Raw genomic sequence first — 22,123 nt, forward strand, 5'->3', positions numbered from 1 at the left:
GGGGGGGGGGTTGTGGGGCGCCCCGGCGGGCCGGGTGCAGCCCCCCCCCCCCCCCCCCCCGACAACGGACCGTCCCCCCGACGGCTCCGGCGAGCGTCGGGTCAACCAGCGACTCGGACCGCTTCCACGTCTGCCGCGATCATCGAGAAGACGGCCATGTCATGTGCCTTCTCGCCATCCCAGTCGGCCATTCGCAGGGTGCCCTCCCGCTGGTATCCGGCCCTCTCCGCGACCAGCAGAGAAGCGATGTTGTCGAGCCGGGCGCGCAACTGGATACGGCGCAACCCACAATCGGTGAGCGCCCATCGGCCGACCTCACGGGCGGCCGTGGTCGCATAGCCTCGGCCGCGACGACTGGCCCGCACCCCGTAGCCGATTTCGCCACGTCCCGCCCTCCAGTCGATGTCCCGCAACCCGATGCTGCCAACGATCTCGCCTTCGGCCGTGTCCACGATCGCCAGCCGCACCCCGTCGCCGGCCAGCCGCTGGCGCGATATCCCGGTCAGCCACTCGTCCACGTCGGCGGCGGTTTGCGGTGAGCCTGGCGGCAGTCCGGTCCGATCATCGGCGGCCACGAACGCCGCCAGCTGGGTGGCGTCCTGCGGGCCGAACTCACGGATCTCCAGACCACCCGAGATGATCTTCACTGGTGCGAACATGGTGCGGAGCGTAGAGCCAAGCCCCGAGTCGTCGCGCACCTTTACCTCGCCGCGGAGAGCAGGAACGGGTGCCGGGATGCGTGGCCGCCGCTCACGTCCAGGTCATGTTGATGGCCCGGGCGAGGACGTTGGTCATGGGTGCGGTGCCCTCACGCGGTCTCGGTTCCGGTCTGTGCGCGGGCGTAGGTGAGGAAGAGCGCGCCACTGTCCAGAACTGTGTGGTCGGTCAGGCGCCAGGTGCGAGGTGCGAAGACGGTGCCACGGCCGAAGAGCGGGATGCCGGCACCAATGGTCAACGGGGCAAGCTTGATGATCAGCTGGTCGATCTCGGGGTAGAGGGCACCGGCCAGCGTGCCGCCGCCGATCACCCAGACGTCCTTGCCGTCGTGCCGCTTCAGCTCCCGCACCGTTGCGATCGGGTCTTGGCCGATGACCTCGACGGCCGGGTCGGGGCTGCTGCCCAGCGTCCGGGAGAACACCAGGTGGCGCAGGTGCGGGTACGCGTCGGTCACACCGGCCTTCAGGCCCACCTCGTAGGAGTTGCGCCCTTCCACCACGGTGTCGAACCGGCTGCCCTGATCGGTGATGCCGAACGCCTGCCGGGCCGGACCGGGGAGGGTCTCCGGGTACTCCGCGACGAGGTGGCGCAGGTAGTCGTCCGGAATGGGCCAGAACCCGCCGGGGCCGGTCGGGTCGGCGCCGTCGGGGCCGGCGATGAAGCCGTCCAGGGTGGCGGCGATGTAATACACGAGCTTGCGCACGACGATCTCCTCGTTCAGGCTGCCGGTCGCTGTTCGGCGACGACGTCCATCAGCCTGCCCGGCAAGACACCGGGCTACAAGATCACAACTGGTAACGTGCCATAACCCTTCGCTAATAGGTGGATCGGGAACGGCACATGGAACTCCGCGATATCGAGATCTTTCTGACCCTGGCGGAGGAACTGCACTTCACCCGCACCGCCGAGCGGTTGCACGTGACCCAGGCGCGGGTCAGCCAGGCGATCAAGAAGCAGGAACGTCGGATCGGTGCCGCGCTGTTCGAGCGGAACAACCGGCAGGTGGCACTCACACCGATCGGCAAACGGCTCTTCGACGACATCGAGCCCATGTACCGGGGACTGCACGAGGGCATGGACCGGGCCAGGCTCGCCGCACGCGGCAAGACCGGGGTGCTGCGGGTCGGGTCGATCGCCGTCAACCTCCATGACTTCCGCGAGTTGTTCGACGGGTTCGCGAAGGAGCACCCTGAGTGTGAGGTGCAGCTCCGGCATGTCGACTTCAGCGATCCCTTCGGTCGGCTGCGCGCAGGCGACATCGACGTGCAGATCCTGTGGCTGCCCGTGAGGGAACCGGACCTCACCGTCGGCCCGGTGATCTACACCGAGCCCATCGTGCTGGCCGTAGGGGCGACGCACCGGCTGGCCGGCCGGACATCGGTCTCCTACGAGGATCTGGCGGACGAGACGGTCATGGGCGGGGCCCGGCCGGACTACTGGCGGGAGATCCTGGTGCCCGTACGCACACCCAGCGGACGGTTGATCCCGATCGGCCCGTCGGTCTCCAACTTCCAGGAGATGATCCCCATCCTCGTCACGGGCGAAGCCGTCTCGCCGGTGCAGGCCCAGGCCGCGCGCTACTACGCAAGGCCGGACATCGCCTACGTGCCCATCCACGACGCTCCTCCGGCCCGGTGGGCGCTGATCTGGCGTACCGGCAGCGAGACGGAACTCATCCGCTCCTTCGCCAGCAACGCGCGGGGTCTTCACCCCGTCGAATAGCCCGCCGCGTCGGCGGGCCAAGGGGCCACAGCTTCGGCAGCACGCCATGACCGGCGCTCTCCGCTATTCGGCGCCGGCGATGATCGCGCCGCTGACCGTGTCCACATACCACCGCTGGTACTGCTCGATCGCCCAACCGCGTTGCCGGACGAGCCAGTCGAAGTTGCGAACGTCCTGGGCCAACCAGAGGATGTCGGCCACCTGATCGACGCTCAGGTCGGGGCGTACGCCTCCCGTGCCGACTAGTTCGGCGGCGAACATGGCCATGCCGCGACGGCGGTCGTCGACGTTCTTGCGCCAGATCTCGGCGGCGTCCGGATCGGCCGTGGCCGCGCCGGCCAGCGCGAGCATCACCTGGGCCTGCCGGGCGTTGACCTCGGCAAGGTGACGTGCGTAGCGGGCGAGCTTGGCCTGGGGGTCGGTGAGGGCGCGGATCTCGGCGACGAAGGGCCGGTCCGGCAGGGCCACCGGTTCGTCGTCGCCGGCCAGGGTGACGTCGACCAGCTGGGAGAGCAGTTGCCGCTTGCTGCCGAACACCGCGTACAGGGTCTGGACCGCGACGCCGGCTTCCACGGCGACAGCGGTCAGCGGTGTGGCCGCGTAGCCCGGGTCGACGAACAGCCGGCCAGCCGCTTCGAGGATCGCTCGCCGGGTCTGTCGGGCCTGCTCCTGTCGGCGGGAAGAGTCATAACGTCTCTTGACAACCACCTCTCCAGTGTAGTGCTCTATTGGATAGAGTCTAACTCTATCGAGAGGTGGCGGCCATGCCGTTCGGTGTGTTGCAGGAGATGCCCGGCGTCAGCGAGGCGGAGTACCGGCAGGTGGAACGACACCTCGGACCGGACCGACCGCCGGGTCTTCTCGCGCATGTCGCCGGGCCGACGGAGGACGGCTGGCGGATCATCAACATCTGGCAGGACGAGGCGGCATTCCGCCGGTTCCAGTCCGAACGGCTGGTCCGGGCTGCTGGCTTGGCGGCACAGGAGGACGGCTTCGACCCGACGAAGGCGGCTCACTTCCGCTCGATGAGCGTCGACGGCGCCGAGATGCCGTTCTGATGGCCGACACCGCCAGCCTGCGGGCTCGCGGCGCCGCTTTCTGGGCGGGCGCGGCAGCTGGCTGGATTCGCCACGCCGATCGGCAGGACGAGACCGGTCGGCCGTTGGGCGCGGCTGCCATGGATCGACTGGCCGCACGACCCGCCGAGCGAATCCTCGATGTGGGCTGCGGCTGCGGCGGCACCACGGCCGAGATCGCCGTCGCAGTCGGCGAGACCGGCGCGGCGATCGGTGTCGACATCGACGAGGCGATGGTGACCGCCGCTCGACGCCGATTTCCCACCGACGGGTACCCAGGCATCCAATTTCACGTGGCCGACATCGACACTCTCGATGTCGTGCCTGGTGCCCCGTTCGACGCGGCGTTCTCACGAATGGCCCTGATGCTTTTGGCGGACCCGGTTGCCGGCTGCCGCACGATCCGGCGATCACTGCGCCCGGGAGGGCGCCTCGCCGCGACCGTCTTCCGCGACAGTGGTGCCAACCCGTGGCTGTCCGCGGCGATGCTCGGCGCCGCACCGCATCTCGGGCCGTTACCACCACTCCCGGTCGGTGACGAGCCCGGTCCGTTCGCGTTGGCCGACCCGGCGCGGCTCACCCGGATCCTCACCGCCGCCGGCTTCACCGCCATCACGATCACACCGTGCGATGTCGCCCTGGAACCTCCAGACGACGCCGACGCGGTGGCCGAATGGCTCATCGAGGTCGGCCCGGCCGGTGCCGCCTACCGGGCGGCTCCGCCGGCTGGTCAGGCCTCGGCCCGGGCGGGGGTCGCCCGGCTGCTCGACCGGTTCCGTGAGCCCGGCGTCGGCTACCGGCTGCCCACCGGCCTCTGGCTCGTCGCCGCGAACGCCGCCGGAACCCCTACCCACCGCGAACCCCGTGAGGACAAGATCCAATGAGTACGTTCCGACCGCTCGCACCAGCAATCTGCCTCGTGCTCGCCCTGACGGCGTGCACCGAGGCCGACGCGCCCGAGCCCACTGCGGTGCAAGACACGACAGGACCGACCAGCGCGGCCGGATCCGCTCCGGCCGACGGCTCTCCGGTGTCGGCGAAGGACGTGTGCGCCTACCTGGACGGCCAGGTGCCGACGCTCAAGGTAATCGGGTCCGAGACGGGCGCGATGGCGAACCTCACAGTGAACCTCTATTCCTGGTACGAGAAACAGGGCCCGGTGCCCAACGGCCGTGACATCGACAATCAGACCCGCAAGGAATGCCCAGCGACCCGGACCGAGGTGCTGAAACTCGCCGGCATGGAGAGCTTCGAGCGGCTGTAGCCGCCGCGAACGCGACGCCCGATCACCGGACGACCGCGGCCGTCAGTGCCCCAGCTGCTTTTCGAACCAGTGGTGGGCGTACGGCTCGGTGTTGTACGCCTCGACCTCCCGGTAACCGGTCGTCCGGTACAGGGCGATGGCCTCGGTGAGGTTGCGGTTGGTGTCCAGCCGGACCGCTGTCGCCCCGCGCTCGGCGGCGTACCGTTCCAGCTCGCCCAGCAGTCGCCGCCCGACGCCGAGCCCGCGTACCGTGTCGGCCACCCAGACGCGTTTGATCTCGGCGGGCGCGTCGGGGTGGAGTTTGACCGCGCCGCAGCCGATCGGTGCGCTGTTGAGCGTGGCGAGCAGAAGCACCCCGTTGGGCGGGACGAGCGCTTCGTCGGGGAGCGGTTTGCTCAGTGCGGGGTCGAACCCGTCGTCGAATCGTCGTGCGATGTCGCGGGCGTAGGCCCGCAGGCACGCACGGGCTCGCGGGTCGCTCGGTGGGCACGGCTCGATGACGACCATCGAGCCCATGAGCAGCCGTTCGACCTCAGCCATGGCGGTGACGAGTCGTTCGCGGCGGTGTTCGCTGAGCGGTTCGAGGATCGAGGCGGCGAGTTCGTCCGACCGCTGGTCGAGGTCGGCCCACCGGGTTCGGCCGGCGTCGGTGAGCGTGGCGACCCGTACCCGTCCGTCGCCACCGGCCTGGTCCGCCGGTCCAACGGTGATGAGGCCGCCGTGCTCCAAAGTGCGCAGGAGTCGACTGAGATATCCGGAGTCCAGGCCGAGCCGGGCCCGTAGCGTGGCGACCTCGGCGCCGGCGGGGCCGATCTCCCAGAGCAGCCGAGCCTGCCCGAGAGGGCGCCCCTGGGCCATGTACTCGTCGTCGAGCGCGCCCACTCGTTGGGTGACCGTCCGGTTGAAGCGCCGTACGGCGGCGATGAGAGCCGAGTCCATATACCTGACTTTAGTCAGGATTCTTGGCTACGCGTCAGCTCGGTGTCGGTACGAGCCGATCCCGGCGTGGTCCAGGACGACCACCGCGAGCGCTACCCCGGTGGCGACCGCGCTGACTGCCAGCAGCGGCATCCGCAGAACAACCGCCGCGCCGGCCAGCACGAACAGGGCGGCGACCCGGGGCCAGGAGAGTCGCCGGTGGATCGCCGCCGAGAAGAGGATCCGCCCGAGGAGGAACAGCATCGGGCCGCTCAGGATGAACAGGACCGTTGTGATGTCACCAGTTCGCAGAGGGTGCGCGATGCTCAGCTCGGCGCCGACGGAGGTGACCACCAGCCCGGCGATCATCACCAGGTGCAGATATCCGGTGATGACGCCGAGACTGGCCGGATCGGCACGCTCGATGGCGGGGCCGAGGCGCTGACCGGCGGGCGTGACATAGAGCAGACCGATCAGCACGGCGGTGGCGAAGACCAACAGGAACGCGACAGTCTGCGGGAAGTGGAGATCGGTGTCGGCGTACGAGAGGCCGGCGACCAGGACGAGTTCGCCGAGCGCAATGATCATGATCTGCTGGTACCGCTCGGCGAAGTGCTCGCCAGCCAGGTGCAACTCCTGCCGCCCGGTCCGGCCCATCCCCGGCGTGGGCCAGCGAAGCCGCGGGCCGGTGAGGTCGATGGCGAGGGCGAGCAGCCAGAGCGGCACCCGCCACTGCGGCAGAAACCCACCGACCAACCACGGTACGGCGGAGACGCTGAACCAGCAGAGGATGCGCAGCGTTCGAATCTGTCGCGGATGACCGCGCAACCCGACGGCGGTGACAACGCCCCGGGCGATGTGCACCGAGACGTACGCCCCGGCGAAGAGCAGGCCCCGCCCGTCCAGCGCCTGCGGGATCGCCACCCCGGCCAGCAGGCTGCCCAGCGCGGCACTCACCAGCAACCACCGCACCGCCGGACTCTCCGGGTCGTACCAGTCGGCGAACCAGGTGGTGGGCACCCAGATCCACCAGACGCCCGTCAACAGCAGGGCGGTACGCAGCGCGCCGGCCAGGCTGAGGTCGTGCAGCAGGTGGGCGGCCAACTGACTGAGGGCGAGCACGAACGCCAGGTCGAAGAACAGCTCCAGGAACGAGGCGCTCAGCGGCGAGTTGCCGCCCCGCAGCAACCGCTCGGGTCTGCTCGCCATCGGCGCTCCTCCCGCCGACGCACGCCCTGCGTCCGTCGTACCACCCGAGGCCGGCCACCGGAGGCGAAAGCGGTCAGCGGCGGAGCGACGACCCACCGCCCCCTCGTGTCGTTGATCCGGCTGCGCCCATGGTCACCGCTGGCCACGGTGAGGGCGCCGACTCAACGAGGAGGGACGCCGATGACCGCTCAGCGCGAGACCGTGCAGGTCGACAACGACCTGTTCCGCGCCGTGTACGACTCGCCCGCATCACTGCCCGGCCGACACCGCTGGACCACCCCCGAGTCGGACGTCCGGCGGCTGGAGAAACTGCTCGGCATGCCGGCGCGCAGCATCGGCGCCCCGCTCTGGGTCAGCGGCGACGAACCTGACTGCCCGAAGTGCCGCCGACGGGTCACCTGGTACGACATCGTCTCGTCGGCGCTCTCCGGCCTGCACGACAAAGCCATGATCGCCACGGTCATCCTGGGCGAGCGCAAGTACGTCAACACCGAGATCCCGGACGCCATCGCCGGGGTGCGCTGCTCCGACTGTCACACAGCGATCGACGGTCTGCGCAGCTTCAAGTGCCACAACTGGGCGTACGCCTTCGAGGCGCTGGAGGCCGTCCGCGAGCGGATGACCGGCGGTCCCGCCCCGACCTGAGCTGGAGCCCGCGCCGACTCGGGACGAAGCCGCGCCGGCCCGAACCGGTCGGGGCGACTCAGTCGGCTGAGCGGCGGGTGGGGCGGCGGCCGGGCGGGGAGGGCGGTTCCGGACCGGGGTCGGGCACCGGCGGCATCGGTCGGGTGACCGGTTCGGCGCCGGTGACCCGCAGCGACTCGCCGTGGTGCAACAGCTCGACCTCGGCATCCGCGGCGGCGTCGGGCAGCTCGTAGCGGGCCTCGGCCGGAGTCAACGTGACCCGCAGCCGGTTGCCGCGCCAGCGCAGGCTGAACGCCAGCCTGTCGATCCGGCGCGGCAGCCGGGGGTCGAAGGAGAGCATCCGCCGGTCGTCGCGCAGCCCACCGAAGCCCTGCACCAGCGCCAGCCACGCGCCGGCCAGCGAGGCCAGGTGCAGACCGTCGGCGGTCTTGTCGCCCAGGTCGGCCAGGTCCTGAAGGACCGACTCGGCGAACAGGTCGTACGCCAGATCCAGGTGCCCGACCTCGGCGGCCAGTACGGCCTGCGGGGCCGCCGACAGCGACGAGTCGCGGACCGTGCGGGCCTCGTAGTAGGCCAGGTTGCGGGCCTTCTCGTCGGCGGTGAACTCACCGGGGCAGAGCTGCATGGCCAGCACCAGATCGGCCTGCTTCACCACCTGCTTGCGGTACAGCTCCAGGTACGGAAAGTGCAGCAGCAGCGGGTAGTCGTCGTCACCGGTGTTCGCGAAGTCCCACTCGGGCTGTTCGGTGAAGCCGGCGGCCTGCTGGTGCACCCCGCGCTCGCTGTCGTACGGAATGGCCATCGCGTCGGCGGCGGCCCGCCAGCCGGCCACCTCGTCGAGGTCCACGCCGAGCCGGTCGGCCAGCTCAGGATGCCCCTCGGCGGCGTCCGCCGCGCCGCGCAGGTTGCGCCTCGCCATCAGGTTGGTGAACACGTTGTCGTCGACCAGCGCGGCGTACTCGTCCGGGCCGGTCACCCCGTGCAGGTGGAAGCCGCCCTCGTCCGACCAGTGGCCGAAGCCGTGCCAGAGCCGGGCGGTCTCCACCAGCAGTTCCAGCCCCGCCTCGGCCAGGAACCGCTGGTCGTCGGTGGCCGCCAGGTAGCGCAGCACCGCGTCGGCGATGTCGGCGTTGACGTGCAGCGCTGCGGTGCCCGCCGGCCAGTAGCCGGAGCTTTCCCGGCCGCCGATGGTGCGCCACGGGAAGGTCGCGCCGGTCAACCGCAGCTCGGCGGCCCGCTCCCGCGCCTCGGGCAGGTGGGCGTGCCGCCACCTCAACGCCGAGCGGGCCACCGCCGGGGCCAGGTAGGTGAGCACCGGCAGGACGTAACTCTCGGTGTCCCACAGGACGTGCCCGTCGTAGCCGTTGCCGGTCAACCCCTTGGCCGAGATGGTCCGGTCGGAGTCCGGGCGACCGGCCTGGATCAGGTGGAACATCGCGAACCGAACGGCCTGCTGAAGCTCCGGATCGCCGTCGAGCCGCACGTCGGCGACCTGCCAGGCCGCGTCGAGGGCGGCGCGCTGGTCGGTGAGCAGGGCGTCGAAGCCGTCAGCGCGCGCCGCGTCCGCCTCGGCGGCGACCAGGGCGGCCAACTCGTCGGCGGGCGTCGCGTCGACCGTCGCCCACTCGTAGGCGGCGAACTTCGTCAGCCGCAACCGCTCCCCCGGGTGCAGGCGACCCGCCACGGTCAGCCGTACCCGGTCCGGGGTGCAGTCGCCGCTGGTCGTCACAGTGCTCGGACCTTCCAGCAGGTGACTGACCGCCACCGCCACACGCTGGCCGCTGCGCTCGGTACGGTGCACCAGCACGCCGTCGTGGCCGGTCGCACGGTACGTCTCGGCGGTCAGCGGGTCGCTGGGCACCGAGGCGGCCCGAGGGTCGTCCGAACGCTCCGGCACCTTCTCGTTGGCCAGCAGGTCCGAGCTGACCCTCAGCTCGACGGCGGTGTCCAACGGCTCGACCTCGTACCGGACGGCAGCCACCGGGCGACGCGGCAGGGACACCAACCGGGTGCTGCGGATGCGTACGCCCCGCCCGGCCGGTGAGATCCACTCGGTCTCCCGGCGCAGCACGCCGGTACGAAGATCGAGCACCCGTTCATGGCTGCGCAGCGACCCGGTCCGGAGATCCAACGGCTCGTCGTCGACCCAGAGCCGGATCAGTGCGGCGTTCGGTGCGCTGATGACGGTGTCGCTGGCCGGCGGGAACGCGTACCCCTCCTCGGGATAGCTCAGCTCACGCCGCTCGTGGAAGCCACTGACGTAACTGCCCGGCATCCCGCACGGGGCACCCTCGTCGAGCACCCCACGCCAGCCGATCCACCCGTTGCCCAACGCGAAGATCGACTCGGTCTCGCCGAGCCGGTCCATGTCGGCCTCCGTGCGCCGGATCCGCCAGGTCTCGTCGTCTGCGGTAGCGGCGGTGGGCTGCGGTTGTTCGGTGGCCGAACCGGTCTGCACGAAGCCTCCTGTGAATGTCGACGTCCTCCTGTAACAGGCAACCAGAGCCGGCTGTGCGAATCCTGGACGAAGGTCGTGCAGCCCACCCGACCTTCGACAGGAGCAGTGCCCTCTGCCGCGTTCCTAGGGTGTTCCCAGGGTGAACGGGGTATGAACGTGAAGTGAGGTGATGCATGGTCGACAACGGCAGCATTGACGTTCCGGAGATCAGCGCCGAGTGGTACAGCGACGTCGTCGACGCCGCCGCCGGTAGCCCAGAGCCGGTGCAGTGGTTCGTCGGGCACGCCACCGAGGGGGTGATCCTGCTACTCGGCGCGCTGCTGGTGATGGCCGCGCTGAGCCGCCGTTCCGGCGGCCCGCACGACCGGGCACTCGCCCTGATCGCGCCCGTGCCGGCCGTCCTGGCGTACGTGGGCAGTGAGTTCCTCAAGACCGTGGTGGACGAGGATCGCCCTTGCCGGTCGATCGGTCGGGAGATCATCGCGGGCGTCTGCCCACCGCCGGGCGACTGGTCGTTCCCCAGCAACCACGCCACCATCGCCGGCGCGCTGGCGGTCACCACGTTGCTGCTCTCCCGCCGACTCGGCCTGATCGCGCTGCCCCTGGCCGCGCTCGGCGCCTTCTCACGGGTCTTCGTGGGCGTGCACTACCCGCACGACGTGATCGCGGGTGTGCTGCTCGGCGCCCTGGTCGCCGTGGTGCTCACCCCGTTGCTGGCCCGCCCAACCAGCGAGGTGCTCCGCCGCCGGGCCAACCGTTCCGGCAGCCCGGCCCCCAAGCTGGCCAGCCGATCCCGCCCCTGACCAGCGACGAGGCGGGTCAGGTCGCCAGCAGGAGTGCGGCAGTTGTGCCGAGCAGCAGCAACGGGCCGAACGGCAGGTGGGTGCTCCAGTTGGCGCGGCGGGTGGCCAGCAGGACCAGACTCACCACTGCGGAGAGCCCGAAGGTGAGCACCAGCCCGAACAGCAGCACCGGCCAGCTGTACCAGCCGAGCAGCGCACCGACGCTGAGCGCCAGCTTGGCGTCGCCCAGCCCGAAGCCGCGGCGGCCGAGCAGCACAGCGGTGCTGGCGAAGAAGAGCGCCAGCCCGGCGCCGCCGATGACGGCTCGCAGCCAGTGCCCCGGGTCGGCGTCGAGCGCGGCCACGCCGAGCAGCAGCCAGGTGCCGGCCGCCGCGGGCAGTGTGAGCCGGTCCGGCAACCGGTGCACGGCCAGGTCGACGAGGATCGCCGGGATGGTCCAACCCAGCCACCAGATCAGCGCCGGCAGCGCCCCGCCCGGCGGGCCGGCGATCGCCAGCAGCACCGCCACCGCGAGCAGTGCCAGCTCGACGGTGGCCGGCGGTGGGCCGACCCGGGCCCGGCACCGACCGCACCGGGCCGCCGGGCCCAGCGCCGGCCAGGGGTGGGTCAGGCCGACCGGCGCGCCGCAGGCGTCGCAGCCACTCCGGCTGGGCAGACCCGGGGGTACGGCGTAGCGCAGCGCCGCCAAGCGCATCAGCGGACTGATCGCGAGGATCGCGAACACTGTCGAGACCCGGGTGCGTGCCACCGCCGAGGCGGGGTCGACCGGTCGTTCGCGCGGCGGAGCGGGCGCCGCCTGGCCTGCGGGTCCCGTCGTGGCACCGGACGGCCGGGGTGCCGGACTCCGATCGGGTCGGTCTTCCCGACCGGGGGTGGCCGCCGGGGGGCCGGTCAGCGCCATGTCTCCTCCATTGCGGCTGACTGCTCCCCTGCGACGGTGAACACGGATCGTGATTGCACGCTCGCTGCGGTGTAGCGGATGGCGCAGAAAGCGACCTGCCGACCGGAGCCCGCACGCGCGCTTTCGACCAGTTCCGAGTCAGGCGTGCCGTTGGACGAGGCAGCCCGCCGACGGGGTGCCGACGTCGGTCGAATGCCGGGATGAGACCGCGATGTCCCACTCCCGCGACCGGTGACGCGACTGCGGTGAACCCGTCCGGCCCGGCGACGCCCCATCAATAACGACAGTTCGCTCGCCCATTGCCCGGGGAGCAGTGTGGACACCTGCCACCACCACCTGTCATCACGCTGAGTGTTCGCTTGAATTGCCTCTGTTGCATCGGCGAGCGTCAGCCTATGCTCGCCCCTTGGGTGCGACGCAAGCCTCACCTTCACCATCGGACGACACAGGACCCCCAATTTGTAGAAGATCCGTAACGGTGAATGCAGAAGCGCAATGAACGCTCCGGATGTGCTGATCCGGGCGCGCTTCCGTATGCCCGACGGCGGTGAACCCTCACCACTCCGGGCGACCACGAGGAGGCTCGACGGTGCGCGGAAGGCAGCTCAGAAGAGCGGCAATCTGCCTGCTGGTGGGCGTGGCGGCGATTCCGGTCACTGCCTGCGCCAGCGGACGGGAAGCGGTCGAACGGCCGACGGAAGTCCGCGACAACGGACCCCGGACCGATTCCGACGTCGAACGACGCACTGCCGAAAAGGCGGCACTTGACGCGTACTCCGGTTATCTCGCGGCCTCGCGCACGGCCGGCCTGCGCAGTGATCCGCGATCGCCGGAACTGTCCCGTTTTCTCGGTGATCCACTTTTGACTCGGGTCCGGGTGTCCATTCGCGAGGCCAAGGAGCACGGCGCTATGCGTACCGGGACGTTCAAGTCCGACCCGACCGTGACCGCCGTCAGCCTGGACGCGAAGCCGGCCACGGTGGAGATCCAGGACTGCCTGGACACGACCGGCTACCGGCTGGTCTACGCCAAGGACAAACGCGCTGTGCCGGGCAGCGGTGGCGGCAGACACCTCTCCACCGCCACCGCGACCCGATATCCGAACGGTCGCTGGCTGATCAACTACGGCGCGACGCACCGGGACCAGCCGTGCTGAGCCGGGCCGTGACAACCCGACGCGCGCTCGCCGGGATCGGCCTCACGCTCCTGCTGGTGGTGGGTGCAGCCCCGCCGGCCACCGCCGCCCTACGGGCCGACCCGGGAGCCGGCTGCCCGCCCGACCAACCCGACTGCAGTGTCTGGGACGACGAGCCCGGCAACCCCGGTGACCCCGGCGGCGGCGGGGACAACGGTGGGGGCGGGGACGACGGGGGCGGCGGCGGGAGCGGCGTCTGCCAGTGGAACGGGCGGACCATCCCCTGCTACGACGAGGACCTGGGCTGGTTCAACAGCGGCGACGGGTGCTACTACAAGCTGACCGAGGGGCCGGTCGAACCCCCCGAGGGTGAGCAGTGGTACCTGCAAACCTGCAACGGCGGCGACCTGGGTGCCCAGGAGGTGGTGTCGTTGGCCGACCCGCCGGCCGGCTTCGGCGCACCGCCGGACCCGGAGGAGCTGGCCCGTCGCGCCCTGGCGTCGATCAGTCTGCTGCCGGCCCGGCTGAAGGTGGCACCCCGAAAGAGCATCGGCCCCGGCCTGGTCGGCCTGCCCGTCTGGATGTGGGCAACCCCGGGGAAGAACTACTTCGGTCCGCTCTACGCCGACGAGTCCGACCGGGGTCTGACCGTCTACATCGAAGCGAAGGTCGACCGGATCGATTGGGACATGGGCAACGGCGAGACGGTCCCCTGTTACAGCGCCGGCACCGAGTACAAGGCCACAGGCACCCGGGCGGGTTCCACCTCCCCGGACTGCGGCTATGACAAGGGCTACCCGAAGGCAGACACCTACGACGTCACCGCCACCACGCACTGGACGGTGAGCTGGTGGACCAACAGCGACGCCACAAGGCGGGTGATCCCGCAGACCCGGAGAAGCGGCATCGTGCAGATCCAGATTAACGAACTCCAGGTGGTCACCAGATGAGCCTCGCGACGCGCAACGGAACCCCGTCGGTGGACGCACCCGTCAACCCGCCCACAGTGGTCCGCCAGCGCCGGGTCCGTCCCGGGCTGCTCGGTCTCGCCGTCCTCCTGATCGCGCTGGGCGGGCTGGGCGCGGCCTTCGCGGTCACCTCCGTACGAGCCACCGGCAGCTATCTGGCGGTCGCGCGACCGGTCGAGGTGGGCCGGGAGATCAGCGCGGCCGACCTGGTCACCGTGCAGGTCGCCGGCGGCCAGGGGTTACGCCCGGTGCCCGCCGCACGGCTCGACGAGGTGGTCGGCAAACGGGCCGCTGTCGCGCTGCTTCCGGGCACGCTGCTCACCCTGGGACAGGTCACCGACGACCCGCTGCTCGGCCCCGGCCAGCAGCAGATCGCGCTCGGCCTGAAGACCGCCCAGGTGCCGGCCCGAGAACTGCACCCCGGCGACAAGGTCCTGCTGGTCAGCACCCCGGACAACGATGCCGACGAAGACACGGCCGCCACCGGCACCCGGTTCGCGGCCACCGTCATCGACATGGTCAGCCCGGCCAACGACGACAGGGTCCTGTACCTGGCGCTACTGACCCGTGATGTGCCAGCGGTGGTGGCGCTCGCCGCACAGGAACGGCTCGCCGTCGTACTGACCGAGGCGGCCTGAGCATGGCGATCATCGCGCTGGTGTCCGCGAAGGGTTCGCCCGGCGTCACCACCTCGGCGCTGGCCTGCGCGCTGGCCTGGCACCGGCGGCTGGTGGTAGCCGAATGCGACCCGGCCGGCGGCTCGATCCTCGCCGGATACCTCGGCGGCCAGCTGGACGGCCCACGCGGCATCGGAGAGCTGGCCGTCGGCGAGTTGCGCGACGGCAACCTGGAGACCGCGTTCTGGTCCCAGTTGGTCGACCTGGACGCCCCCCGCCGGGAACGACTGCTGCTGCCCGGCCTCGTCGACCCAGCCCAGAGCGGCAGCGTCACCCCGCTCTGGCAGCGCTTCGCCGACTACTTCGACGCCCTCGACCGTGGCACCCCCGGCTATGACGTCCTTGTCGACTGTGGTCGGCTGCACGTGACCGGGCCTCCCTGGCCGGTGCTGCGGGCCGCCTCGGTGGTGCTGTTGGTGACCCGGGCGAACCTGCCGGACCTCTCCGGCACCCGCGCGGTGGTCACCGCGATCGAACGGGACTTCGCCGAGCACCGGGTGCCCCCGGGCACCCTGCGGCTGCTGCTGGTCGGCGACGGGCACGGGCGGGCCGAGATCAGCCGCGCCCTGAAACTGCCCGTCATCGCACGGCTGCCGCACGATGCGCGTACCGCCGGGGTGCTCGCCCTGGGCGGGACCGTGCGGGCCGGTCGGCCGCTGATGCGCGCGGCGGCGGCGCTGGAAGTCCCGATCGGGTCGCTCCTGGAGCGGCGACGGGCCCGGTTGGCGTGGCCCGTGCAGCAGGGGGTGCCGGATGCGGTTTGAGCCGGTCTCCACCGATCCGCGCCAGCAGCCACCGGCAGTGACCTCCACCGCGCCGCCCCTGGCCCTGCCGAACGGCCGGCACCACCAGTCCGGGCCGCAGCCGCAGCCGCCGCCCGCGACCAACCCGCCGCCCGAGTCGCCACCTCGGGCCCGGATGGACTTCCAGGTGGTTCGGGAGCTGCGCCGCGAACTCACCGAACGGCTCACCGTATGGCAGCGCGGCCGGGAGTTCACTGTCGACGAGGAGGACACCGAGCGGGCCCGGCTCGCCGTCACGGTGGTCGCCGCGTACGCGGACTCGGTGCGCCGGTCCGGCACGCCGATGGCCGCCGGCGACGAACGCATGCTGCTCGACCAGGTGACCGCCGAGCTGGTCGGGCTCGGCCGGCTACAGACGCTGCTCGTCGACGACACCATCGAAGAGGTGCACATCCTCGGCTGCGACCAGGTACGCATCACGCGGCACGGCGGTGGGGTGGACTGGGCCGAGCCGATCGCCGACAGCGACGCCGAGCTGGTGGAGATCCTCCAGGCGGCGGCCCGTCGGGCGGGCGCGACCGAGCGGTCCCTCTCCACAGTGAAACCCACCCTCGACCTGCAACTGCCCGACGGCAGCCGGCTGGCCGCGGTGTTCCTGGTCAGCCACCGCCCGTACGCGGTGATCCGCAAGCACAACACCCTGGACGTGAGCCTCGACGACCTCGCGGGCGGCCGAGGTGACCTGGACGAGATGATCGACCCGCTGCTGCGCGACTTCCTCCGCGCCGCGATGCGTGCCGGTCTGAACATCATGGTCGCCGGGTTGGCCGGTGCCGGAAAGACCACTGTCATCCGCGCGCTGATGAACGAGATCCCGCAGGATGAGCCGTACGTGCTGCTGGAGGAGAGTCGGGAGTTGCTCCCGGCCCGCCGCCGGGAGCGGCACCGGGCGGTGATGAGCTTCGAGGCCCGGGAGGGGCACGGCGAGCGCGGCTTCGACGGCCGCCCGGCCGGTGAGGTGACCATCGCCGACCTGATCCCGTTGTCCCTGCGGATGGGCGTCCTACGGATCATCGTGGGTGAGGTGCGGTCCCGGGAGATCGTGCCGATGCTCCAGGCGATGACCACCAGCCGGGGGTCGATGTGCACCATCCACGCCCGTACCGCCGCCGGTGTGGGTGAACGGATCGTCGAGCTGGCCCTGGCGCACGGCCGCGAGATGACAGTCGACCAGGCCCGGCGGATGGCCGGCAACGCGCTCGACCTGATCGTCTACGTCACCGTCGAGGACGAGACCGCGATCGGCGGGCGGAAGCACCGGTTCGTCTCGCATGTGGAGGAGGTGATCGGGGCCGGCGAAGCCGGTCGGATCACCACCACCACCGTCTTCGGGCCCGGCCCGGACGGTCGCGCGGTCCCCCGGCACCTGCCGGAGCGGGTCCGCGACCAGTTGCTGCGGGTGGGTTACGACGCGCGGCTGCTGACCCGGTGGGTCGAGGCCGGTGCTGGTGCCTGGCGGCGACCTCGGCAGACCCGACTGGCCCGGCGGTGACCTGATGTTCGACAGCCTTGAGTTGATCGCGGTGGTCTCCGGCGCCGCCTGTGTGGCCGGGCTACTGCTGGCCGTGGTCGCCCTGGTCGGCACCCGTCGACCCCCCGGGCCAGGGCCGGGCAGCGGGCCGGGGCTGAGCCGACTGTGGCGCGGGCCGGGCAGCACGCCGGCCGAGCAGCGGGCCTATCAGGCGCTGCTGGTCGCCGCGCTGGTCGCCGGCGCGTTGGCGTTCCTGCTGACCGGGTTGCCGGTGGTGGGCCTGCTGGTGGCGGTGGCGGTGCCCGGCACCCCGTGGCTGTTCGGAGTCGGCAAGGCCGAACAGCGGGCCATCGCCCGGATCGAGGCGGTCGGCGAGTGGACCCGCCGACTCAAGGACGTCTCCGGCACCGGGCAGGGCCTCCAGCAGGCGATCATCGGCACGATCGGCAGCGTCCCACCCGGCGTCGAGGACGAGGTACGGCTGCTCGCGGCCCGCCTCCAGGCCGGCTGGATGGCCCGCTCCGCCCTGCTGGCGTTCGCCGACGAGATCGCCGACCCGGTCTGCGACCAGGTGGTCGCGGCGCTGATCCTGCACCTGTCGGACCGGGGTGAGCGGCTGGGTGACGTGCTCGGCTCGATCGCCGGCGCGGCGTCCGCGGAGGTGGCCACCCGGCGGGAGATCGAGGCCAAGCGCACCCAGCCCCGGTTCGCGGTCCGCTTCCTCACCGGGATGACGCTGGCGACCCTGGCGTACGGGCTGATCAACACCGAGTACATCAGGCCGTACGGCACCCCGGTGGGTCAGCTGGTGATGGCCGCCCTCGGCGCCGCCTTCATCGGCCTGCTGGCCTGGGTGCGGTCGATGAGCCAGCCGCAACGGCCGGCCCGGTTCCTGCCGGCGCCCAACCCGAGCGAGGTGATCGCGTGAGCGCGGGGAGTGCAGCGCAGCGGAGCCCCGCAGTCGCGAGCGAGAGGCGGCTCGCGTGTTCGTGAACTGGCAGTTCGCCCTCGCGGTCTGCGGTGGCGCCGGGATCGGTCTGGGTGTGTTCCTGGTGGTCCGGGAGCTGGTGCCGGCGACACCGGCGCTCGGGCCTGCGCTGCGCCGGCTGCATCAGCCGCCGGGCACCGGCCGGGTGTCCACGCCCGCGTCCCGGCGACTCGACTGGCTGAGCGGGATGTCCCGCTGGATGCGGCCGCCGCAGATGCAGCTCGCCCTGATCGGTCAGACGCCCGAGCAGTACGCGTTGTCGGTGCTGCTCTCCGCGCTGATCGGGTTGGCCACACCGACAGTGCTCGGGGTGGTGCTGTGGTCGCTCGGCATTCCGTTCCCGCTGGTGGTGCCGGTGTTGGGCAGTCTGGGCCTGGCGTTGCTGGCCGCCCTGCTGGCGCACCGCGCCGTACTGACCAAGGCTGCCGCCGCCCGCGACGAGTTCCGCCAGGCGGTCTGTACCTACCTCGACCTGGTGGCGTTGCAGCTCTCCGCGGCGCACGGGCCGGTGCAGTCGCTGGAGCGGGCGGCTGCGGTCTGCGACGGCTGGGTGTTCGACCGGCTCCAGGAGTCGCTGCGGATCGCCCAGATGCAGATGCACGCGCCCTGGGACGAACTGCGCGACCTCGCCGACAAGATCGGCATTCCCGAGTTGGGCGACGTCGGCGCGATCATGCGTTCCTCCGGCAGCGAGGGCGCGCAGGTGCACGAGACGCTGCGCAGCCGGGCCGACTCGCTGCGCGACCAGATCCGCACCGACAACCTCGCCCGCGCCGAGGGGATCACCAGCAAGCTCGACATCCCGGGCGCGCTGCTCGTCTTCGTGCTGCTCGGGTTCGTCCTCTATCCGTTCATCGCCCGTGTCTGACCCCGCCCCCTGAAGGAGAACGCCATGTCCATCCTCAGCTACCTGCACGTCGTGGTGACGACGCGCCTGGCCGAACTGCGCCGCGATGGTGAGCGCGGCGACAGCCCGGTGCCCACCGCGGTGATCATCGCCGGTCTGGTCGGGGTCGCCATCGCCGTCACCGCCCTGGCCCTGACCAAGGCCAACAACTGGATGACCAACATCCCGAACTACACCGAAACGAAGTAGCTGGCGTGCGTCGAGCCGCGTACCCGAGGTGGAGCCGGGCGGTCACCGCCGCCCGGCGCCGCCTCGCGGCCGGCGACCGCGAGCGGGGCGCCAACCCGGTGGAACTCGCCGTGATGATGCCGCTGATCCTGGTGCTGCTCTTCGCCTCGATCCAGGTCGCGGCCGTCTTCCTCGCCCGCTCCACCGCGTTGAACGCCGCGCAGAGTGGCGTCAACGCGCAGCGGACGTACCAGGCGGGCAACGGTGCCGGGGTGGAAAGCGCCTCCCGCTTCCTGAAGGGCGCCGGCGGCTGGCTGGTGGGCTGGGAGAAGGCCGGGCCGACCTGCGAGACCACCACGACCGACGTGACCTGCACGGTCAGCGGCCGGTCCCTGTCCGTGGTGCCGGGCGTGGACTTCGCAATTCAGCAGACCGCCCATGGAACGGTGGAGAGGGTGACACCGCCATGACCCGTACCGCCGAGCGGGGCTCGGTCTCCATCGAGGTGGCGGTCCTCGCGCCCGCGTTCATCGCGCTGATGGTGCTGGCCGGCGTGGTCGGGCGCAGCGCCGTGGCAGCGGAGACGCTCCAGGCCGCAGCGCACGACGCCGCCCGGGCCGCCTCGATCTCCCGGGACTCCGACACCGCCCGGAAGAATGCGCTGGAAGCCGCCCAGGACCAGCTGGACTGGCATGGCCTGGCCTGCGCCAACGACCTGGACCCGACGTTCACCGGCAAGTCGCCCGGCAATGCCTCCAGCTTCGACGATGCCTTCAGCAGCTCGGTCGGGTCGAACGCCACCGTGACGGTGAAGATCAGCTGCCTGGTGTCCTTCAAGGACATCACCCTCGGCATCCTGCCCGGGATGAAGAGTGATCGGCTGATCACCGCGGAGTTCACCTCCCCACTTGACCGTTACCGGAGTCGGCAATGACGGCGGCCACGTCGGCTGCCCGGCCCTCGCGGGCAGGTGAGCACGGCCGGGTGAGCATCTTCCTCGCCGTGACGATGATCGGCGTACTGGCCATCATCGGCCTCTCCTTCGACGCCGCCGGGCAGCTCCGCACCCTGCAACACGCCCAGAACCTGGCCGCCGAGGCGGCCCGGGCCGGCGGTCAGGCCATCGACCGGGCCACCGCCATCGAGGGCGGGCCGAAGCGGATCGACGAGCCGGAGGCGCGCAAGGCGGTGGCCAACTACCTGAACGCCGTGAAGACCGCAGGCCACACCGTGAACTTCCCCGATGTCGACGGGGAGACCCTGATCCGGGTGACCGTCTCCATCACCTACCAGCGCGCCATGATCGGGCCGTTCACCCAGAAGAAGACGGTCACCGTCACCGGCGAGGCGACCGCGCGTGCCATCACCGCAACACCGTAGGAAGGAAGGCAGCCATGCCCGTATCGGGTGGGTCCGTCGTACGGCGGACCGGACGGATCCTCACCGGCATTGGCGCGCTGGCCGTGCTCCTGGTGCTGCTGGTCGGCGCGCCGATCGCGCTGCTGGCCTTCGCCGGTAACCCGCTGCCCGATCACCTCCCCACGATCAGCGAGATGGGCACCGCGCTGACCAGTCGGGACGACGGTCAGCTCTTCCTGCGGGCGTTGGCCCTGGCAGGGTGGTTCGGCTGGGCCACGTTCGCCTTCTCCGTCCTCGTCGAACTGGGCGCACAGACCCTGCGCCGGCCGGCGCCGAAGCTGCCCGGGATGGGCCGCCAGCAGAAGGCCGCCGCCGCGCTGGTCGGCTCGGTCGCGCTGATCCTGATCGCCAGCCCGGCCGCCGCCAGCGCCGCAGCGGTCTACAACACTCCGGTGTACGCGAGTCCGAGCGCAACGTCCGTCGTCACCACCCTGGCCGCGCCGAGCCGAGCCGCGACGACACCAGACACGGCAGCGCCGGTAGCCCGGGGCGGCCTGCTCGGCCTGGCCGGGACGGGGCTGGCCGCACCAGGCGCCTCGGCGGCGAACGACGAGCCCGCGCCGGTGTACCGGGTGGCCCGGGGCGACTACCTCGGGGAGGTGGCCGAACGGTACCTGGACGAGTTCGACGACTACCGACAGCTCGCCAAGCTGAACAAGCTCGACGACCCGGACCGGATCCGCCCCGGCCAACTGCTCCGACTGCCCACGGAGGCCGCCGACCAGGGGTCCCGGCAGCACGCCACCGGTCGGCTCGTCGACAGGCCCGCGGCACCGAAGCCGCCCGCGCCCCGGCCGGCGCCCGAGCGGGCCGCACCGCCGCGGGTGGCCCCGGCACCACCCAGCGGTACGGAGTCAGCGGGCCAACCACCAGCGATGACGGTCGGTGCAGCCCGGGTCGGTCCCGCCGATCGGGTGAACCGCCCGCTGGCGGTCTCTGCCGTGCTGGCCGTGGCGAGCATCGTCGGCGCTCAGATCGGCGCAGTCCTGGGGCTGCGCCGCCGTCCAGCCACCGCGGGGGCGGCTCCCCGACTGGCCGCGTCCTCCCGCACATCACGCCGCGGTGCGGGCCGAGGCGGTGCAGGCACGGGCCGAAGCAGTGGCTCGGGCCAGGGTGGCAGTGGCGCGGGCCGGCGTGGCGGTGGTGGGGCGGCCGGGAGCGGCGCCGCCTGGGCTGCCAGCCGGGCGGCCGCGGCCATCGAAGGCCCGGCGACACCACACGGCGGCGCGGCACCGGGCGGGAGCGACCTCGCACCTCGCGGCGGCGTGACGACGCCTGTCGGCAGTGGGGTCGCACCTCCGGGCAGTGGGGTGACGCCGGGCAGTGGGATGACACCCGGCAGTGGGATGACACCCGGCAGTAGCGGGGTCGCACCTACTGGCAGTGGGGCGATGCCCGCCGGCAGCGAGGTGGCACCCGCCGGCAGCGGAATGGCTTGGCCCGGCAGCACGGCGTTCCCTGGCAGCGGGATGGCACTCTCCGGCGGCACGGCACCCCACGGCGGCGGAATGACGGCCGCCGGCTCGGAGGGCTGGGGTGGCGACGAGGGCTGGGCCGGCGCTGGCGGCGAGGGCGGGCTGTTCGACGGCGGGCACGGCCTGGACTCCGTACCGGACGGTCCGCCGGTCGGCCGACACCGACGCACCTGAGCGGCCCGCACGCCACGCCTGCGACGCGGCTGGCCACCCCGGTCGAGCGGCGTCCGCCGGACCCTACGCCGCGCCTACGAACCAGCTGGCCACTCTACGCTGGACTGGTTCCTCCACGTCGCGCCGATTGCGCCCGAGGCGGTCTGGTCACGCCGCCCTGGCGGGGGGCGGCCAGGGCGACATCCCGGAGAGCGTGATGTCTGTGAGTCATCATGATGACTCACA

24 protein-coding genes and 1 pseudogene are annotated in these 22,123 nt (G+C 71.4%); 18 read left to right on the plus strand and 7 right to left on the minus strand.

Annotated features, from left to right (window positions below):
- Positions 1–101: 101 nt before the first annotated feature.
- Positions 102–698 (minus strand): GNAT family N-acetyltransferase, encoded by a 597-nt coding sequence (locus AB0B48_RS20475; RefSeq protein ID WP_357203805.1) that lies wholly within the window; start codon positions 696–698, stop codon positions 102–104.
- Positions 699–808: 110 nt separating this feature from the next.
- On the minus strand, positions 809–1,420 hold the full coding sequence (locus AB0B48_RS20480; RefSeq protein ID WP_357203807.1) for a dihydrofolate reductase family protein: 612 nt from the start codon (positions 1,418–1,420) through the stop codon (positions 809–811).
- A gap of 137 nt (positions 1,421–1,557) precedes the next feature.
- Here AB0B48_RS20480 and AB0B48_RS20485 point away from each other — a divergent pair, with 137 nt between their 5' ends.
- Entirely contained in the window at positions 1,558–2,439 is an 882-nt protein-coding gene (locus tag AB0B48_RS20485) for a LysR family transcriptional regulator (protein ID WP_357203809.1), read from the plus strand.
- 63 nt (positions 2,440–2,502) lie between these two features.
- Here the strand turns inward: AB0B48_RS20485 and AB0B48_RS20490 are convergent, their stop codons facing one another.
- Positions 2,503–3,147, minus strand: coding sequence for a TetR/AcrR family transcriptional regulator (locus AB0B48_RS20490; protein ID WP_357203811.1), 645 nt, complete (start codon positions 3,145–3,147; stop codon positions 2,503–2,505).
- 56 nt (positions 3,148–3,203) lie between these two features.
- Here AB0B48_RS20490 and AB0B48_RS20495 point away from each other — a divergent pair, with 56 nt between their 5' ends.
- From AB0B48_RS20495 to AB0B48_RS20505, 3 genes are read left to right on the plus strand one after another with little or no spacing between them, the layout of a single operon-like run.
- Positions 3,204–3,497 (plus strand): hypothetical protein, encoded by a 294-nt coding sequence (locus tag AB0B48_RS20495; RefSeq protein ID WP_112624669.1) that lies wholly within the window; start codon positions 3,204–3,206, stop codon positions 3,495–3,497.
- Complete coding sequence (locus AB0B48_RS20500; RefSeq protein ID WP_357203813.1) at positions 3,497–4,399, plus strand: methyltransferase domain-containing protein; 903 nt, start codon at positions 3,497–3,499, stop codon at positions 4,397–4,399. Before AB0B48_RS20495 ends, AB0B48_RS20500 begins: the two co-directional genes overlap by 1 nt.
- On the plus strand, positions 4,396–4,779 hold the full coding sequence (locus tag AB0B48_RS20505; RefSeq protein WP_357203815.1) for a hypothetical protein: 384 nt from the start codon (positions 4,396–4,398) through the stop codon (positions 4,777–4,779). Before AB0B48_RS20500 ends, AB0B48_RS20505 begins: the two co-directional genes overlap by 4 nt.
- A gap of 42 nt (positions 4,780–4,821) precedes the next feature.
- On the opposite strand, the gene AB0B48_RS20510 is transcribed toward AB0B48_RS20505, so the two are convergent.
- Both AB0B48_RS20510 and AB0B48_RS20515 read right to left on the minus strand, forming a co-directional pair.
- Positions 4,822–5,718: a helix-turn-helix domain-containing GNAT family N-acetyltransferase gene (locus AB0B48_RS20510; protein ID WP_357203817.1), complete on the minus strand. Its 897-nt coding sequence runs from the start codon at positions 5,716–5,718 to the stop codon at positions 4,822–4,824.
- A gap of 27 nt (positions 5,719–5,745) precedes the next feature.
- Entirely contained in the window at positions 5,746–6,906 is a 1,161-nt protein-coding gene (locus AB0B48_RS20515; RefSeq protein WP_357203819.1) for a low temperature requirement protein A, read from the minus strand.
- 180 nt (positions 6,907–7,086) lie between these two features.
- On the opposite strand from AB0B48_RS20515, the gene AB0B48_RS20520 reads away from it, so the two are divergent.
- Positions 7,087–7,551, plus strand: coding sequence for a hypothetical protein (locus AB0B48_RS20520; protein ID WP_357203820.1), 465 nt, complete (start codon positions 7,087–7,089; stop codon positions 7,549–7,551).
- 58 nt (positions 7,552–7,609) lie between these two features.
- Here the strand turns inward: AB0B48_RS20520 and AB0B48_RS20525 are convergent, their stop codons facing one another.
- On the minus strand, positions 7,610–9,919 hold the full coding sequence (locus tag AB0B48_RS20525) for a glycosyl hydrolase family 65 protein (protein ID WP_357203841.1): 2,310 nt from the start codon (positions 9,917–9,919) through the stop codon (positions 7,610–7,612).
- Positions 9,920–10,182: 263 nt separating this feature from the next.
- On the opposite strand from AB0B48_RS20525, the gene AB0B48_RS20530 reads away from it, so the two are divergent.
- Positions 10,183–10,812, plus strand: coding sequence for a phosphatase PAP2 family protein (locus AB0B48_RS20530; RefSeq protein WP_355004752.1), 630 nt, complete (start codon positions 10,183–10,185; stop codon positions 10,810–10,812).
- A gap of 16 nt (positions 10,813–10,828) precedes the next feature.
- Here AB0B48_RS20530 and AB0B48_RS20535 read toward each other — a convergent pair whose 3' ends face one another.
- Positions 10,829–11,506, minus strand: coding sequence for an A24 family peptidase (locus AB0B48_RS20535; protein ID WP_357203843.1), 678 nt, complete (start codon positions 11,504–11,506; stop codon positions 10,829–10,831).
- Positions 11,507–12,302: 796 nt separating this feature from the next.
- Here AB0B48_RS20535 and AB0B48_RS20540 point away from each other — a divergent pair.
- The 12 genes and pseudogenes from AB0B48_RS20540 to AB0B48_RS20595 all read left to right on the plus strand — a co-directional run.
- The gene (locus AB0B48_RS20540) at positions 12,303–12,869 is read left to right on the plus strand and encodes a hypothetical protein (RefSeq protein ID WP_357203822.1); all 567 of its coding nucleotides are present in this window, start codon (positions 12,303–12,305) and stop codon (positions 12,867–12,869) included.
- Positions 12,863–13,798, plus strand: coding sequence for a hypothetical protein (locus AB0B48_RS20545; protein WP_357203824.1), 936 nt, complete (start codon positions 12,863–12,865; stop codon positions 13,796–13,798). The genes AB0B48_RS20540 and AB0B48_RS20545 overlap by 7 nt, the downstream gene beginning before the upstream one ends.
- Entirely contained in the window at positions 13,795–14,454 is a 660-nt protein-coding gene (locus AB0B48_RS20550) for an SAF domain-containing protein (RefSeq protein WP_357203826.1), read from the plus strand. Before AB0B48_RS20545 ends, AB0B48_RS20550 begins: the two co-directional genes overlap by 4 nt.
- A gap of 2 nt (positions 14,455–14,456) precedes the next feature.
- The gene (locus AB0B48_RS20555; RefSeq protein ID WP_355004748.1) at positions 14,457–15,257 is read left to right on the plus strand and encodes a ParA family protein; all 801 of its coding nucleotides are present in this window, start codon (positions 14,457–14,459) and stop codon (positions 15,255–15,257) included.
- Positions 15,247–16,788, plus strand: a complete 1,542-nt coding sequence (locus AB0B48_RS20560) for an ATPase, T2SS/T4P/T4SS family (RefSeq protein WP_357203829.1) — start codon at positions 15,247–15,249, stop codon at positions 16,786–16,788. The genes AB0B48_RS20555 and AB0B48_RS20560 overlap by 11 nt, the downstream gene beginning before the upstream one ends.
- Before the next feature lie 4 nt (positions 16,789–16,792).
- Positions 16,793–17,695, plus strand: a complete 903-nt coding sequence (locus AB0B48_RS20565) for a type II secretion system F family protein (protein WP_357203831.1) — start codon at positions 16,793–16,795, stop codon at positions 17,693–17,695.
- Between the two features lie 55 nt (positions 17,696–17,750).
- Positions 17,751–18,623 carry a type II secretion system F family protein gene (locus tag AB0B48_RS20570; protein WP_357203833.1) on the plus strand — a complete coding sequence of 291 codons (873 nt, stop codon included), beginning with the start codon at positions 17,751–17,753 and terminating at the stop codon, positions 18,621–18,623.
- A gap of 24 nt (positions 18,624–18,647) precedes the next feature.
- Positions 18,648–18,851 (plus strand): hypothetical protein, encoded by a 204-nt coding sequence (locus AB0B48_RS20575; protein WP_124859831.1) that lies wholly within the window; start codon positions 18,648–18,650, stop codon positions 18,849–18,851.
- Between the two features lie 5 nt (positions 18,852–18,856).
- Entirely contained in the window at positions 18,857–19,300 is a 444-nt protein-coding gene (locus AB0B48_RS20580; protein WP_357203835.1) for a TadE family protein, read from the plus strand.
- Positions 19,297–19,764, plus strand: coding sequence for a TadE/TadG family type IV pilus assembly protein (locus tag AB0B48_RS20585; protein ID WP_357203837.1), 468 nt, complete (start codon positions 19,297–19,299; stop codon positions 19,762–19,764). The genes AB0B48_RS20580 and AB0B48_RS20585 overlap by 4 nt, the downstream gene beginning before the upstream one ends.
- Positions 19,761–20,210: a pilus assembly protein TadG-related protein gene (locus tag AB0B48_RS20590; RefSeq protein WP_357203839.1), complete on the plus strand. Its 450-nt coding sequence runs from the start codon at positions 19,761–19,763 to the stop codon at positions 20,208–20,210. Before AB0B48_RS20585 ends, AB0B48_RS20590 begins: the two co-directional genes overlap by 4 nt.
- Positions 20,211–20,224: 14 nt before the next feature.
- Positions 20,225–21,262 (plus strand): annotated as a pseudogene (locus tag AB0B48_RS20595) (LysM domain-containing protein); the annotation flags it as partial.
- Between the last annotated feature and the right edge of the window lie 861 nt (positions 21,263–22,123).

The organism is Micromonospora sp. NPDC049089 (assembly GCF_040648775.1).
Classification (GTDB): domain Bacteria; phylum Actinomycetota; class Actinomycetes; order Mycobacteriales; family Micromonosporaceae; genus Micromonospora.